At 73.1% G+C, this 14,281-nt stretch carries 17 protein-coding genes and 1 pseudogene; 10 read left to right on the top strand and 8 right to left on the bottom strand.

Features of this window, described 5'->3' with window-relative positions:
* The 3 genes and pseudogenes from ACRDSK_RS24735 to pcaC all read left to right on the top strand — a co-directional run.
* On the top strand, positions 1-680 hold a 680-nt coding region (locus ACRDSK_RS24735), incomplete at its 5' end, for a lyase family protein (RefSeq protein ID WP_431443636.1).
* A gap of 204 nt (positions 681-884) precedes the next feature.
* Positions 885-1,610 (top strand): annotated as a pseudogene (pcaD, locus tag ACRDSK_RS24740) (3-oxoadipate enol-lactonase); the annotation flags it as partial.
* 30 nt (positions 1,611-1,640) lie between these two features.
* Positions 1,641-1,988, top strand: coding sequence for a 4-carboxymuconolactone decarboxylase (pcaC, locus tag ACRDSK_RS24745; protein WP_431443651.1), 348 nt, complete (start codon positions 1,641-1,643; stop codon positions 1,986-1,988).
* Here the strand turns inward: pcaC and ACRDSK_RS24750 are convergent.
* Genes ACRDSK_RS24750 through ACRDSK_RS24760 form a run of 3 tightly spaced genes read right to left on the bottom strand, consistent with a single transcriptional unit; the run spans position 1,944 to position 4,904 of the window.
* Positions 1,944-2,816, bottom strand: coding sequence for a PmoA family protein (locus ACRDSK_RS24750; RefSeq protein ID WP_431443637.1), 873 nt, complete (start codon positions 2,814-2,816; stop codon positions 1,944-1,946). The genes pcaC and ACRDSK_RS24750 overlap by 45 nt on opposite strands.
* A complete protein-coding gene (locus ACRDSK_RS24755) occupies positions 2,807-3,883 on the bottom strand; it encodes a Gfo/Idh/MocA family protein (protein ID WP_431443638.1) in 1,077 nt (358 codons plus the stop codon). The genes ACRDSK_RS24750 and ACRDSK_RS24755 overlap by 10 nt, the downstream gene beginning before the upstream one ends.
* Before the next feature lies 1 nt (position 3,884).
* Positions 3,885-4,904: a glycoside hydrolase family 3 C-terminal domain-containing protein gene (locus ACRDSK_RS24760; RefSeq protein ID WP_431443639.1), complete on the bottom strand. Its 1,020-nt coding sequence runs from the start codon at positions 4,902-4,904 to the stop codon at positions 3,885-3,887.
* Between ACRDSK_RS24760 and ACRDSK_RS24765 the strand changes: the two genes are divergently transcribed.
* The 4 genes from ACRDSK_RS24765 to ACRDSK_RS24780 all read left to right on the top strand — a co-directional run bounded on the left by ACRDSK_RS24765 (position 4,897) and on the right by ACRDSK_RS24780 (position 8,116).
* Complete coding sequence (locus ACRDSK_RS24765; RefSeq protein ID WP_431443640.1) at positions 4,897-5,043, top strand: hypothetical protein; 147 nt, start codon at positions 4,897-4,899, stop codon at positions 5,041-5,043. The two genes, ACRDSK_RS24760 and ACRDSK_RS24765, sit on opposite strands and share 8 nt — an antisense overlap.
* Positions 5,040-5,858, top strand: coding sequence for a carbohydrate ABC transporter permease (locus ACRDSK_RS24770; protein ID WP_431443641.1), 819 nt, complete (start codon positions 5,040-5,042; stop codon positions 5,856-5,858). The genes ACRDSK_RS24765 and ACRDSK_RS24770 overlap by 4 nt, the downstream gene beginning before the upstream one ends.
* Before the next feature lie 38 nt (positions 5,859-5,896).
* Positions 5,897-6,907 (top strand): LacI family DNA-binding transcriptional regulator, encoded by a 1,011-nt coding sequence (locus tag ACRDSK_RS24775; protein ID WP_431443642.1) that lies wholly within the window; start codon positions 5,897-5,899, stop codon positions 6,905-6,907.
* Between the two features lie 150 nt (positions 6,908-7,057).
* A complete protein-coding gene (locus tag ACRDSK_RS24780) occupies positions 7,058-8,116 on the top strand; it encodes a hypothetical protein (protein WP_431443643.1) in 1,059 nt (352 codons plus the stop codon).
* On the opposite strand, the gene ACRDSK_RS24785 is transcribed toward ACRDSK_RS24780, so the two are convergent.
* A complete protein-coding gene (locus ACRDSK_RS24785; protein WP_431443652.1) occupies positions 8,076-9,299 on the bottom strand; it encodes a glycoside hydrolase family 3 N-terminal domain-containing protein in 1,224 nt (407 codons plus the stop codon). The genes ACRDSK_RS24780 and ACRDSK_RS24785 overlap by 41 nt on opposite strands.
* A 156-nt stretch (positions 9,300-9,455) precedes the next feature.
* Between ACRDSK_RS24785 and ACRDSK_RS24790 the strand changes: the two genes are divergently transcribed.
* Complete coding sequence (locus ACRDSK_RS24790; protein ID WP_431443644.1) at positions 9,456-10,211, top strand: hypothetical protein; 756 nt, start codon at positions 9,456-9,458, stop codon at positions 10,209-10,211.
* On the opposite strand, the gene ACRDSK_RS24795 is transcribed toward ACRDSK_RS24790, so the two are convergent.
* Positions 10,212-11,342 carry an AAA family ATPase gene (locus tag ACRDSK_RS24795; RefSeq protein WP_431443645.1) on the bottom strand — a complete coding sequence of 377 codons (1,131 nt, stop codon included), beginning with the start codon at positions 11,340-11,342 and terminating at the stop codon, positions 10,212-10,214.
* Between the two features lie 76 nt (positions 11,343-11,418).
* Here ACRDSK_RS24795 and ACRDSK_RS24800 point away from each other — a divergent pair, with 76 nt between their 5' ends.
* Positions 11,419-12,144, top strand: a complete 726-nt coding sequence (locus tag ACRDSK_RS24800) for a class I SAM-dependent methyltransferase (RefSeq protein ID WP_431443646.1) — start codon at positions 11,419-11,421, stop codon at positions 12,142-12,144.
* 55 nt (positions 12,145-12,199) lie between these two features.
* Positions 12,200-12,547: a sporulation protein gene (locus ACRDSK_RS24805; protein WP_431443647.1), complete on the top strand. Its 348-nt coding sequence runs from the start codon at positions 12,200-12,202 to the stop codon at positions 12,545-12,547.
* On the opposite strand, the gene ACRDSK_RS24810 is transcribed toward ACRDSK_RS24805, so the two are convergent.
* From ACRDSK_RS24810 to ACRDSK_RS24820, 3 genes are all read right to left on the bottom strand, one after another.
* Positions 12,525-12,737 (bottom strand): hypothetical protein, encoded by a 213-nt coding sequence (locus ACRDSK_RS24810; protein WP_431443648.1) that lies wholly within the window; start codon positions 12,735-12,737, stop codon positions 12,525-12,527. The two genes, ACRDSK_RS24805 and ACRDSK_RS24810, sit on opposite strands and share 23 nt — an antisense overlap.
* A gap of 199 nt (positions 12,738-12,936) precedes the next feature.
* The gene (locus tag ACRDSK_RS24815) at positions 12,937-13,818 is read right to left on the bottom strand and encodes a hypothetical protein (RefSeq protein ID WP_431443649.1); all 882 of its coding nucleotides are present in this window, start codon (positions 13,816-13,818) and stop codon (positions 12,937-12,939) included.
* A partial coding sequence (locus ACRDSK_RS24820; RefSeq protein WP_431443650.1) for a hypothetical protein occupies positions 13,815-14,281 on the bottom strand: 467 nt, incomplete at its 5' end. The genes ACRDSK_RS24820 and ACRDSK_RS24815, both read right to left, overlap by 4 nt.

Genomic DNA, 14,281 nt, shown 5'->3' on the forward strand with positions numbered 1-14,281 from the left:
GGCTCGCCGCGGCGGACCTGCCGTGGCACACCGACCGCGGGCCGGTCGCGGACTTGGCCGGCGCGCTCGGCCGGCTGTGCGGGAGCGTGGCGAAGACCGCCGGGGACGTCGTGCTGCTGGCACAGACGGAGGTCGGCGAGGTGAGCGAGTCGGCCGGCGCCGGGGTCGGCGGTTCGTCGACGATGCCGCACAAGCGCAACCCGGTGGCGGCGGTGTCGGCGCGGGCGTGCGCTGCGCAGGCGCCAGGCCTGGTGGCGACCCTGCTGGCGGCGATGGCGCAGGAGCACCAGCGGGCGGCGGGCGGGTGGCACGCGGAGTGGCGGCCGCTGCGGGAGCTGCTTCGGGACACGGGCGCCGCGGTGTGGTGGCTGCGCACGAGCCTGTCCCGGCTCGTGGTGGATCCCGAACGCATGCGATCCAATGTGGACCTGCTCGGCGGGGCGTTGCTGGCGGAGCGGGTGACCACGGCGCTGGCCCCGTCGATCGGCCGGCAGCAGGCTCACGACGCGGTGGCGGAGTGCGTGCGGGCCGGCGGCGACCTGGTGGCGGCGCTGGCTTCGCACCCGGCGCTGGGTCTGGACCGGGCGCGCGCCGCCGAGCTGCTGGACCCGACGGCCTACCTGGGCGCGGCGGAGACCTTCGTGGACAAGGCACTGGCGAACTACGAACGCGACCGCTGACACGGGCTCGCGCCCCGCACGACCTCGCAGACCGCCCGACGAACGACCCCTCTGGATGGCAGCCCCCACCCTCTCCGGGGCGGCCCCGGTTCCAATTCTACCGGTGGGGGCTGACAAATCGGGGGTGGTGGCGTTCGCTGTGGACAGGGTCGGTGGTTGTGGACAAGTAAGGAGCGCGGTGTGAGTGTTGAGGTGCGGCATGTCGTGGCTGGGTCCGAGGAGGGGCCGGTGGTAGTGCTCGCCGGGGCCTTGGGCAGCGACCTGCGGATGTGGGATCCCCAGGTCGAGCCGCTCGTCTCGGCTGGGTTTCGGGTGGTGCGTTATGACCAGCGGGGGCATGGTCAGTCACCCGTGCCAACCGGGCCGTACACGCTCGACGAACTCGGGGCCGACCTGCTCGCGCTGCTCGATCGGCTCGAGCTCGCCCGCGTCTCGCTCGTCGGGTTGTCGCTCGGCGGGATGACCGGGATGTGGCTCGCCCAGCACCATCCCGAGCGGCTCGACCGGCTGGTCCTCTGCTGCACCTCCGCGGAGCTCGGGCCCGACTCGATGTGGGTCGAGCGGGCGCGCACCGCCCGCGAGGACGGGCTCAACGGCCTGGCCCACGCCGCGGTGGAGCGCTGGCTCACGCACGCCGGGCGCGCCGCGAACCCCGCCCTGTCCGCGTGGCTGCACGAGATGTTCACCGGCCAGGACGCCGAGGGCTACGCCTCCTGCTGTGACGCCGTCCGCACGATGTCCATTGTGGACGAACTCGCCAAGGTTTCAGCGCCGACGCTCGTGATCGCCGGGGCCGAGGACCGGGCCACGCCACCCGACCACGCCCGCCGGATCGCCGCCGGGATCCCCGACGCCCGGCTGGAGATCGTCGACCGCGCCGCCCACCTCGGCAACGTCGAGCGCCCCGCCGAGTTCACCGCGCTCCTGCTCAACCACCTGCGCTCGCGCCACGCGGCTGGCATGGAGGTGCGCCGCGCCGTCCTCGGCGACGAGCACGTCGACCGCGCGGTCGCCGCCACGACCGACTTCACCCGGCCCTTCCAGCACCACCTAACCGAGGCCGCGTGGGGCTCGGTCTGGACCCGCCCCGGCCTCGACCGCCGCACCCGCAGCGTGATCACGCTGACCGCCCTGACCACCCTGCGCAGCCACGACGAGCTCGCCATGCACGTCCGCGCCGCCGTCCGCAACGGTCTGACCCCGGCCGAGATCTCCGAGATCCTGCTGCACACCTCCGTCTACGCGGGCATCCCGGCCGCCAACTCAGCGTTCGCCGTCGCCAAGAAGGTCCTCGACGAGCTCGGCTAGGTCCGGGGTGCCGTCGGCGATCACCACCGTGTAGCGGTACGACAGCGACTCGCCGGGGGCCACCGGGACCTCGGAGGAGAAGAACGGGGCCGGGCACACCGCCGCGAACGGGGTCGAGCGGACGAACCACCGAACGGACGCGGAGGCCACGAACAGCAGCGTCGAGAACCGGCCGTGCTCGTCGTGCTGGCCGCGGAAGCCCAGCCACGGCGCGCGCACCCCCATCAGCTCGTCGCCACCCACACCGTCCGGCACGAGCACCCGGCCGCCGGTGAACGAGCGCGGACCGCGCCAGAACAGGCCGCCGTAGCCGGCGTTCTCCCGGCCCTCGGTGGTCGGGCTGCCGAACACGATCTCCTGGTCGGTGACGTTCGTGAAGCTCGTGGCGAAGCCCAGCGTCCACGCGGCGTCGCGGACGGCGAAGGTGAGCGTGCGGGCCTCGGTGAACCAGCGCTCGCCCTGCTCGGTCTCCCACGCCAGCGACTCGGTCACCCGATCCGCCGTCACCGAGTCGAACGACAGGTGCCGCGTGGACCCGTTGTTCGGCAGCTGCTCGTAGCCGCGGCCGCGCCGGTAGGTCGGGCCACCCCAGAAGTTCGCGGTGCCGGAAGAGTCGCTCACATTGGGCAGCGACCACGCGATGCCCTTGTGCCACACGTGGTCGTGCGGCCGGTAGAGCGACACCACGTCGCCGGCGAGTGTCCGAAGTGGATGGAGGTACGGCCGCGGCGACTCCAGCTGGACCTCGGTCGGCTCGTACACGTACCGCGCCAGCTCCGTGTCCCCGTGGGAGAACCGCAGCCGACCCGGCTCGGCCGTCAGGCCCATGGCGCGCCAGTCCCGTCCATCCGGTGGTAGAACGGCGAGTCCGGCCCCAGCTCGCCGCGTGCGACCGGCCGTCCGGTGAACGCCGACGCGTAGATGCCCGCGACCAGCTCGACGGTCAGCCGGGCGTCCACAAGAGACACAGGCGGCGGGGCGCCGGCGGCCAGCGCGTCGAGGACGACCGTGAGTTGCGCGTCGTGCCCGCTGCGCACGCCGGCCGGGCCGGCCGCCCACGCTTGCGCGACCGGGTCCTCGTGCCCCGGCGCGGCCGTCACCGTCCAGTCGTCGTCCCCATAGCCGTACACGTGGTCCAGCTCGACCGTCGCGTGCTCGAAGTCGAACCGCAGGTAGCTCGACTCCCGCGGCGACACCAGGCTGTTCACAACGGTCGCGATCGCCCCGTTCGCGAACGTCACGATCGCGACCGAGAGGTCCTCGGTGGCCGTCGGCTTCGCCTGCCGGACCGCCACCGCGACCACCGACTCCCACTCCCCCATGATCGACAGCAGCAGGTCGAACTGGTGGATCCCGTGCCCCATCGTCGGCCCGCCGCCCTCGACGTCGAACCCGCCGCGCCACGGCACCGCGAAGTAGGAGTCCGGCCGGAACCACAGCGTGTGGCACACCGCCGCGGTCGGCCGGCCGAGCCGCGAGTCGCCCATCAGCCCGCGCAGCCGCGCCGCCCCGCTGCCGAACCGGTGCTGGAAGACCGTCGCGAAGAACGCCCCGTCCGTCTGCGCGGACCCGATCGCGTCTAGCTCGGCGAGGCTGCGCGCCGGCGGCTTCTCGCACAGCACCGACGCCCCGCGACCCAGCGCGGCGACCGCCTGCGGGGCGTGCAGGCCGGGCGGCGTGCACAGGTGGACCAGGTCCGGCGACTCAGCGGCGAGCAACGATTCGAGGTCCGGGTACAGCCGCGGCACCGACCACTTCTCGCCGAACGCGGCGAGCGCGGCCGGGTCGATGTCGGTCGCCGCGACGAGGCGGGACCGGTCGAGCCGCCCGAGACTCGCCGCGTGGAACCCGGCGATCGCCCCGGTGCCCACGATCGCGCTCTCGATGGTCTCCATGTCAAGCCACGGTAACGGCGACGACCGCCGGCGCGCCCGGCTCGACCGGAAGTTCCGGGCCGACCAGGCGCACCGGCACCGTCGCGCGCACCGCCGTGCTCGAGGTGGCGAGCCGCAGCGAAAGCTCGCCCGGCTCGACGACCCGGTGACCGGCCCGCCCGGTGAACGCGGCGGCCGCGGCGGGTACCCGGAACGAGACCCGCGCCGAGGCGCCGGCCGCGAGCCGGACCTTCGCGTAGCCGATCAGCCGCACCACCGGCCGCGTCACCTGGGCGACCGGGTCGTGCAGGTACAGCTGGACGACCTCGGCGCCGGCCCGCGACCCGGTGTTGGTCACCGTCACCGCGACGATGACCTCGCCGTCCGTGCCGGTCTCGACCGCCGAGGCGGCGACGCCGGACCAGGTGAAGTCCGAATAGGACAGACCGTGGCCGAACGGGAACGCCTGCACGATCGCCGCCGACCGGCCGGCGAAGTCGCCGAGGGCGTAGGGCCGGCCGGTCAGCAGGACCAGCACGACGGGAGTACCGGTGGCGAGCACGGCGTCGAGCAGAGCGGCCTGCACACCGGGAAGCCGCAGGTCGGACAGGTCGCAGCCCTCGCCGGAGGTGCCGCGGCCGAACAGACCGGCGCGGTCGCCGAGGGCCACCACGCACACGTCCGCCCGTTCGGCCGCGGCCACCGCGGCCGACAGCTCCGCGGTGTCCGCGCCGTCGACCGAGCAACCGACGACGTGGTCCAGCTCGACGTCCTCGCCGGCGAGCGCGTCGCGCAGCGTCGGGATCGCCACGCCCGGCGCCGCGTCCGGATGCAGGGCGCCGACATGGCTCGGGAACGTGTAGCAGCCGAGCATCGCCGACACCGCGTCCGCCTGCGGGCCGACCAGCGCCACCCGCAGGCCGTCGCGCAGCGGTAGCGTGCCGTCGTTGGCGAGCAGCACCACCGACTCCTCGGCGAGCCGGCGCGCGATATCCCTGGCGGCCGGCGGGTCCAGCGTGGTCGATTCGTCCGAGATGTACATCCAGGGGTTCCGGTCCTTCGACTTCGGCTACGCGTCGGCGATCGCGACCGTGCTGGTCGTGGTGGCCACGGCGATCTCGCTCGTCATCGTGAAGTTCTCCGGGTTCGCCAAGATGCGGTCCACCATGGAGGGACTGTGAAGGATCGGCCGAACTGGGTCGCGGGGGCGTTCGCGGCGCTCTGGCTGGTGGTCGTTGGCGTGCCGATCTACACGATGATCTCGTGGAGCCTGCAGACACGGGACGACTTCCTCGACCACGGCCCGATCGCGCTGCCGCGGGCACTCACGCTCGAGAACCTGGTCGAGGTGGTGAACACCGGGTTCCTGCGCTACCTGGTCAACACGGTGGTCGTGACGGTGGCGTGCGTGGTGCTCACGCTCGTGGTCGCGATCCCGGCGGCGTACGCGATCGTGCGCTCGACGACCCGGCTCGCGAGCGCCGCGTTCCGGATCTTCCTGTTCGGCCTGGCCATCCCGGCGCAGGCGACGATCATCCCGCTTTACCTGATCATCAACCGGATGCAGCTGTACGACTCGCTCACCGCGATCGTCCTGCCGACCGTCGCGTTCGGACTGCCGCTGGTGATCCTGGTGCTGGCCGGGTCGCTGCGGGACGTGTCGAACGAGCTCTACGACGCCATGACCGTGGACGGCGCCGGGCCGCTGCGGATCCTGTGGCAGCTCGTGATCCCCATGTCGCGCGGCAGCATCGCCGCGGTCGGCACCTACACCGCGCTCGGCGCGTGGAACCAGTTCCTGTTCCCGCTGATCCTCACCCAGGACCCGGACCGGCGGGTGCTCACGCTCGGGCTGCAGAGCTACCGCAACGAGTTCCAGATCAACCTGCCGGCGATGATGATGGCCGTGCTGCTGACCGCGATCCCGGTGTTCGTGCTGTACCTGCTGGCCCGGCGGTGGCTCATCGCGGGGCTCGCCGGCGTGGGCAGCAGGTAGGCTCGGCGGTCGAAAGTTTCGGTTCCCGAGGGGGTCAGGTGAGCGGTCGGAAGGTCACCATCAACGTGATCGCCGAGGCGGCCGGGGTCTCGGTGCCCACGGTGTCGCGGGTGCTCAACGGCCGCTCGGACGTGTCCCCGACGACCCGCGCGCGCATCGAGGAGCTGCTGCGCCAGCACGGCTACCAACGCCGCAACTCCCGGCGGCGGGAGAGCGCCGCGCTCGTCGACCTGGTGTTCAACGACCTCGACAGCCCGTGGGCGGTGGAGATCATCCGCGGCGTCGAGGACGTGACGCACGCGGCGGCCGTCGGCACCGTGGTGAGCGCCGTGCACCGGCACTCGGGCGCCACCCGGCAGTGGCTGGAGAACCTGCGGGCTCGCGCGTCGGACGGGGTGATCCTCGTGACGTCCACGCTGGCGCCCTCGCACCAGGAGGAGCTGCGCCGGCTCAACGTGCCCACCGTGGTGATCGACCCGGCGGGCGGACCGGCGCTGGACGTGCCGACGATCGGAGCCACGAACTGGGCCGGCGGGCTTGCCGCCACCGAGCACCTGACCTCCCTGGGGCACCGGCGGATCGGCTTCGTCGCCGGGCCGCCGGCGCTGCTGTGCAGCCGGGCACGCCTGGACGGCTACCGCGCCGCACTCGACGCCGCGGGCATCGCGATGGACGACGCGCTGGTCCGGCCCGGCGACTTCTATCACGAGTCCGGCTTCACCGGCGCCGGCGAGCTGATGGACCTTCGCGAGCCGCCGACCGCGATCTTCGCCGCGAGCGACCAGATGGCCTTCGGCGTCTACGAGGCGCTGCGCCGGCGCGGGCTGCGGGTGCCCGACGACGTCAGCGTCGTGGGCTTCGACGACCTGCCGGAGGCGCGCTGGGCCTCGCCGCCGCTCACGACCGTGCGCCAGCCGCTGACGGAGATGGGCATGCTCGCCGCGCGGACGGTGCTGCGCCTCGCCCGGGGCGAGCAGCCGGACAGCCCGCGGGTGGAGCTGGCCACCGACCTCGTCGTCCGGGACAGCACAGTCGAACACAAAGCGTAGTTGTGCGCGCGCTGACAGTGTATGATTGCTCCTGTGGAACAGGACGCGTACGCGCAGGGCAACCAAGTCCTCAACCATCTGGTCGGTGCCGCTCCGCATTCGGCTGAGACCCCGTGACAGCGGGAAAGACCAGGCTGCACGGTTAAGGGCATGGTCGGGGACACGCTGGGTGACTTATCGGGTCGGCTGCTGGTGCAGTGCCGGCTGGGACAGGCGAAGAACGCGGCGCGGGTGGCAAGCGCGCACGGCACCGGGCTGGTGCTGACGGGGCGCACCCCGCGGCAGACGGTCGAGGCCTTACGCGAGCACGGCTTCACCGGCCCGATCCTGTGCGACGCCAACAGATACTCGGGCCGCCGGCGCGCGCCGGCGGCGGTCGGCGTCCGGGAGTCGTGGATCGCCGAGCAGCACGACCTTGGGCTCGTCGCGCTGACCGACTCCGGCTATCTCGCCCCGCACGACTGGCGCGGGCTGCGCCGCATCCTCGCCGAGGCGGCCCGCCAGCCCGGCCCGACGGTCGCCATGCTGCCGTTGTCCGCGCGCTGGTTCGAGCACTCGGTGGACGGACTCGCCGAGGAGATCGAGCACCACGGCGTGCCGGTGGCGGTGGCCATCGAGCACACGAAGGACCCGTTCGGCGTGCGGTACGTGACCCGCGGCCTGCTCAGCCTGCTCGACGTGCGGGTCCCGGTCCTGCTGCTCCGCTCGGACATCTCGGCGCTCGGCGCGCTCGCGCACGGCGCCCACACGGCGGCGATCGGCACGACGGCACGGCTGCGCCGCGTCCCACCGCGGGCCGGCCGCGGCGCGGTGGGTTTCCGGTCGCTGCGGGCGTTCGTGCCGCCCCTGCTGAGCCACCACCCGCTCGACGAGGCGGGCCGGCTGGCCCCGCTCTGGCACTGCGACTGCTACGAGTGCGCCGGCGCCACGCTCACCGACCTGACCCGCACGCAGCGGCCGGAGGTGTCGGCGTTCCGCCACTCGCTGTCCGCGCAGCTGACGCTGTGGTCGTCGCTGCACGCGACCGAGTCCCCTGTGGACGGTTGGCTGGACCACTGCGCCCGCGCGCTGTCCGTGCACCGCCGGCTCGCCGCGACCCAGCCGACCTGGTACCCGCCGGCGAACCTGCACAGCTGGATCCAGGACCCCGTGCGGGGCGGGCGCGCGGCTAGGCCGAGCACGCCCCCTTCGCACGCAGGACGCGGGTAAGCGAGTCGGACACCCGCTCCGGGCGCAGCGTGCCGTCGGACACGGCCTGCTCCAGCGTGTCGAGCACCTCGTCGACGTGCTGCTCGCCGGAGGACCAGAACGCGATGTCCGCGCCGGCGGTGAGCGAGGCCAGCACCGCCTTCGGCAGCGGGTAGCGGTCGGACACCGCCTGCATGCCGCCGAGGTCGTCGGTGATCGTGATGCCGTCGAAGGCGAGCTCGCCGCGCAGCAGGCGATAGGTCGCCGGGCTCAGCGTCGCCGGGACGCCGTTCGTCAGGCCGGGCACGGACATGTGCCCGACCATCACCGCGGCCCGGGTGGAGCGCAGCACCTTCTGGTACGGGAGCAGGTCGACCTTGCGCAGCTCGGCGAGTGCCGGCGTGGACACGGTCGCGACGTGCGAGTCGCCGGACGCGCGGCCGTGCCCGGGGAAGTGCTTGACCACCGGCAGGACGCCGCTCTCCTGCAGCCCCTGGGCGAAGGCGGCCGCGTACTTGCTCACCACGGCGGGGTCGGCGCCGAACGAGCGGTCGCCGATGACGTCCTCGTCCGGCTGGGTCGTCACGTCGACGACCGGCGCGAAGTCGATCGTCACGCCGCGCTCGCGCAGTGCCGCCCCGCGTTCGCGGGCGAGCCGGTGCACCTCGGCGACGCTCATCGTGCGGGCCATCTCCCGGGCGCTCGGCACGTCGCCGTCGAGCTCGTCGACCCGCTGCACCCGGCCGCCCTCGTCGTCCACGCTCACCGCGAGCGGCAGCGCGGCGGCGTCGTGCACGCCGGCGAGCTTGTCGTCGACCAGCAGCCCGGTTTCGTTGCCGCCGAGGAAGATCCCGCCGATCCCCTCCTCGCCGGCGACCTTCGTCGCGGAGTCGGCGGAGGTGGGATCGACGCCGACCATGAGGATCTGGGCCAGCCGCTGCCGCGGCGACAGGCTCTCGACGATCGCGGCGCAGGTCTTGCCCGTCGGCTTGTCCGGCTTGTCCGCCTTCTCCGGTGGGGCGCTGCTCTGTCGCGGCGGTTCGCTCGGCGGGGTCGTGCCGGTGGCCTCGTCCCGTTGCGCCGACGACGATCCGCTGACCGGGTCGGACGCCAGCTGCGCCCCGAGCAGAGCCAGCGCTGCGCCCGCGGTGACCGCCAGCAGGACCGCGGCGAAGCGGGTGCGCAGTGGGTTTGTCTTCGGCAATTTCACGCCCACATCGGTAGTTGTCGAATTCCGGACACAAATGGGTTGGCTTTCCCGTTGCCGCACGCCGGGCGGGCGCGGGTAACGCCGCCGCCCGTGTCGCGACACTTCTTTCGGCGAGGGTTTCGAAAATCGTGGACCGGGGCGGAGTGCGCCATGACGGCATGTCGAGAATGCGGGCAGGTGCCAGGCCCGGGCACCCAGTTCTGCACGCGATGCGGCGCGGTGCTTCGGCCGCCGGATGCCGTGTCGCCCCAGTACTCGGACCCGTACGCGCCGGCCCAGTACTCGCCCGCGGCGCCCGCCGCGCCGTCGCGGCAAGGCGTGCTTGCCGCGGTCGCCGCCGGCGTGGCCGCGCTGGCCGTCGTCGGGTTGTTCGCGATGTTCGCGTTGTTCGGCAAGACCACCACCCCGGGCGGGCCCGTCGCCGCCGACGAGTACGTCCCGCCGGTCGCCGCGCCGCCCGAAGTCACCGAGTACACCACGCAAGACCCTACGACACCGTCGCCGCAGCCCGTGCCGGCCGACCCGGCCACCGCCCTGGACGAGCTGAACCTGCAGGTCGAGGCGGATCGGGCGAGCGTCGAGGCCCTCGTCGACCGGTGGGTGCCGCAGCTGTCGGCCAAGCGGCCGGGCCTGGTCGCGAACGGCATCACGTACGACTACGAGGAGATCCTGCGCGACTTCCGGGCGACGCAGGCCCGGTACCCGGACGCCCTGCTGCTGTACTCCGGCGACTACTCCAGCTTCAAGTACGGCGACTTCTGGATCACCGTGATGCCGCTGCCCCACGCCGACGGCGCGGCGGCGAACTCTTGGTGCGACGGGCAGGGCATCGTCCCGGACGACTGCTACGCCAAGATGATCTCCCACACGGTGGACTACGACGGCGCGACCGTGCTGCGGAAGTAGTCATCTCTTCGGCCAGTGCCACGACGGCTCGTCGAGGCGGCCCTGACCGTCCAGTGTGGTCTCGCTGAGCTCCTTGACGAGGGTCAGCGTGCTGGCGCGGTCCTCGGCGACGACCTCGATCGAGCGGATCAGCGGGCGGGCGTGGGTGACCACGATCAGCTGCATGCGCTCGGCGGCGGTGGCGATCAGGGCGGCGAGCGGGACGAGCAGGTCCGGGTGCAGGCTCGTCTCCGGCTCGTTGAGCACCAGCAGCTCCGGCGGGCGCGGGGTGAGCAGGGCGGCGACCCACAGCAGGTAGCGCAGGGTCCCGTCGGAGAGCTCGGCGGCGTCGAGCGGGCGGAGCAGCCCGCGCTGGTGGAAGCACAGGCCGAAGCGGGTGTCCTGGTTGGCGATCTCGACGCGGGCGCCCGGAAAGGCGTTCGCGACGGCCTCGTCGAGCGCGGCGGCGTTGCCGACCTCGCGGATGGTCTGCAGGTCGGCGCCGTCGTGGTCGAGGACGGGGGTGCGGGTGCCGATGGGGCTCGCGCGGGCGGGTGCGTCGGCGTCCGTGCGGAACTGGTCGTAGAAGCGCCAGGAGCGGATGCGCTCGCGCATCATGAGCACCTCGGGCGAGGCGGACTCGGCGAGCATGCTGTCGGTGAGCCGGATCTTGCGGGGTGGAGCCCAGGCGCCGTCGTCGCCGCGGGCGCGGACGGTGCCGTTGGCCCGGTCGGCGAGCAGGGTGGCCGGCTTGAGCACGGGCCCGCGCCAGAGGCACTCGCGCTTGAACTCGGGGTCGAGGTTGAACTCCGTGACCGCGGGGATCGGCATGCCGAGGTCGAGCGCGTAGCCGAAGTCGTCGCCGGCGAAACCGAGCCGCAGCCCCACGCGCTTCGTCCGGACGGTGCCCTGGGTCCCTGCCCCGGTCTTACTGCCCGCCTCTGGCCCGGCCCAGAGGGTCGACTGGAGGCCGCCCTCCCGCGCGAGCGCCGCGACGGCCCCGTTGCGGGAGGCGTCGGCGAGCAGCCGCAGGGCGCGGTAGAGGCTGGACTTCCCACTCCCGTTGGCCCCGGTCACGACCGTGAGCCGGGCGAGCGGCAGCACGAGATGCCGCAGGGACCGGTAGTTCTCGACGGCCAGGGTGGTGAGCACGGCCAGAGAGTAGGCGCAGGTTTCGCTCTCTGGCGAAACACTTGTCGCCGGCCGCGGTGCGCGGGAGGTTTGCGACATGGCGGAATTCGATCCCCGACTGTACGGGGCACGTTGGGCGGAGCAGTACGACGAGTTTCACGCCGGGATGATGGACGACGACGGCGCGGTGGCGACGCTGTCCGAGCTGGCCGACGGCGGGCCGCTCCTCGAGTTCGGCGTCGGGACCGGGCGGCTCGCGGTGCCGCTCGCCGAGAAGGGGCACGACGTCGTCGGCGTGGACGTCAGCGAGGAGATGCTCGCCCAGCTCACCAAGAAGACCGACGCGGTGACCACCGTCGTCGGGGACATGACGACCGTGCGGATCGAGCGCGAGTTCGCGGTGGCCTACATCGCCTTCAACTCGATCTTCGTGCTCAACACCCAGCAGGACCAGGTCGACCTCTTCCGCAACGCCGCCGCGCACCTGCGGCCCGGCGGGCGGTTCGTGCTGGAGACGGCGGTGGGCGCGACCGCGAAGCCGGGCGACACGAGCCGGTTCAAGGTGTTCAAGGTCGAGGCCGACAGGCTGACGGTGACCGCCGGGGTGGTCGACCCGGTGACCCAGCTCTACACGGGCACGTGGGTCGTCCTCGAACCGAACGGCACGAAGTTCTACCCCATCGGCGGCCGCCACGTGACCCACGGCGAGATGGACCTCATGGCCCAGCTGGCCGGCCTCGAGCTCGAGCACCGCTGGAGCGACTGGCAGCGCGGCGAGTTCACCGGCAACTCGACGATGCACATCTCCGTGTACCGCAAGTGACTCGGTGCCCGCCGCGGCACGGATCACCGGCCCGCCCGTCGGGCAAGCTGTGTTCATGACGATCGATGAGCTGATCAGCAGGGTGCGGGAGTCGCTGCACGCCCGGGTGGTCTACGCCGAGCCCGTCGAGAAGGACGGGCTGACCGTGATCCCGGCGGCCGTGGTGCTCGGCGGCGGGGGCGGCGGGTTCGGCAGGATCGGGGACGAGAGCCGGCGCGAGGGCGAGGGCGGCGGCTTCGGCCTGGTCGCGCGGCCGGCCGGTGCGTTCGTCATCCAGAACGGGACGGTCCGCTGGCAGCCCGCGCTCGACGTCACCCGGCTCATCGGCGCCGGCGTGCTCGTGGTGCTGGCGCTGACCGGGCGACGTCGCCGCCGGCGGGCTAGGACGCGGCTTCGGGGATGACGACCTCGGCCGGAGCCGGAGCGGGCGCCGGCTCCCTCGGTTCGCAGTGCTCGACCGCGGTCGGCGTACACGTCGCCGACCCCGGCTCCGGCGCGCCGCCGAGGCCGACATAGAGCCCCACGACGATACCGAGCGCGAACCCGAGCGCCACCATCCGCAGCAGCGTGGAAAGAGAAACCAGCACACCCATCGGAACCTCCGGAATTCGACCTGGCTCCAGTGTTCGACAGGGCGAGCCGGGCGAACAGGAATTTCCCACCGCGTCCCGCAAGGGGATACGGGAAACGCGTATCTGCCCTGGGGCGAAGAGGAGCGATGTGGCCACCCCCAGCGGCCACATCGCGCCGTCCAGGAGTGCCTGCGGAGAATCCCGGCGGTCAGAAGCGCCTTTAACGTGCCTCGTCCGCAGAATGACCGTCGCCCACATATTCACGCTGGATCACTTCCGCATTCGCGCCGGTAAGCGCTTCCAGCCAGGAGTCCGCGGGCGGCCGCGCACCCGGCCGCGCGGCACGCAGGGCCAGCGCGCTCAGCTCCGTACCGAGCGTCGCCCGCAGGGACGCCGACGAGCGCACGTCCTCCGGCGTCACCGCGTGCGCCCCGAGCAGCAGCCGCACGGTGAGCAGCGCCAGCTTGTACCGGTCCGAGTCGACCGTGGCGTCCCCGCGCCGCGCCGCCGGGTCCGCCCAGCCCACGGTGTCCAGCGACCGCACCGCCGGCGGCCGGTCGGCGATGCGGAAGCCGTCGCAGTCGAGCGCGAACACGGCCGGGCCGCCGGCGAGGGTCCAGAGCAGGTTGCGCATCGACACGTCCGCGACGACGACCCCGTTGCGGTGCAAGACCTCGAACAGCCGCAGGTAGTGCACGGCGAGCCAGGTGCGCTGGGCCCCGGACGGCAGCTCCAGCGCGTCCCACATCGCCCGTCGCGGGTAGAGCAGGAACTGCAGCTCCAGCAGGCACGAGCGGCCGGCGAGCCGGGTCGCGAACCGCGCGGGCGCCTCTCGCATGAGCAGCCCGACGCACCGCCCGTCGCGGAACACCCGCCCGGTCGGCCACGCGGTCGTGGCCGTGACCAGCCGGCGGTCGGCGGCGGTCATCCGCGCGGGCAGGTCGATCAGCCGGCCCAGCTCGCCGGCCAGCACCTCGACGTCGTCGTGGTAGCGCTTGAGCACCATGCCGGCCGGTCGCGTGAGCCGGTACACCGTGCCCTGCCCGCCGTCGGCGAGCCGGTCGGCAAGGCCGAGGTCGTCGAGCTCCGCGTCGTCGGTCACGGCTCGTCCCAGGCCCAGACGACGGCGGCGGTCCGGTCGTCGTCGTAGCTGCGCAGGTCGAACTGCAGCTGGTGGAGAAAGGCGACCGGCCCGGGCGGCTCGGCCCACGCCCGCGCCAGGTACGGCCCGGCCGGCGTGTCCTGCAGCGGCACCCCGATCCCGTCCGAGGTCAGCACGAGCGCCTGCCCGGCCGCCAGCTCGCCCTCCGCCCGCTCGGCCGGCCCGCTCGGCGAGGGCAGGCAGTCGGTCGCCGCGTCCCACACGGCCCCTGCCCGCGCTCGACCGTCCGACCCGAACAGCGGCAGGAACGCGCCGTCGGTCAGCAGGAACCCGGGGCTGTCCCCCACCCGTGCCACCCGGTACCGCCGCTGCCGGCCGGCCCCACCGGCCGACTCGATCGTCGCCACGGTGAGCGTGGTCGACCGGTCCCCCGGCGCCGGCCCGGCCCCGCGCACCGCCCGGT

Source organism: Actinophytocola sp. (genome assembly GCF_050699915.1).
In the GTDB taxonomy this organism is placed as follows: Bacteria; Actinomycetota; Actinomycetes; order Mycobacteriales; family Pseudonocardiaceae; genus Actinophytocola.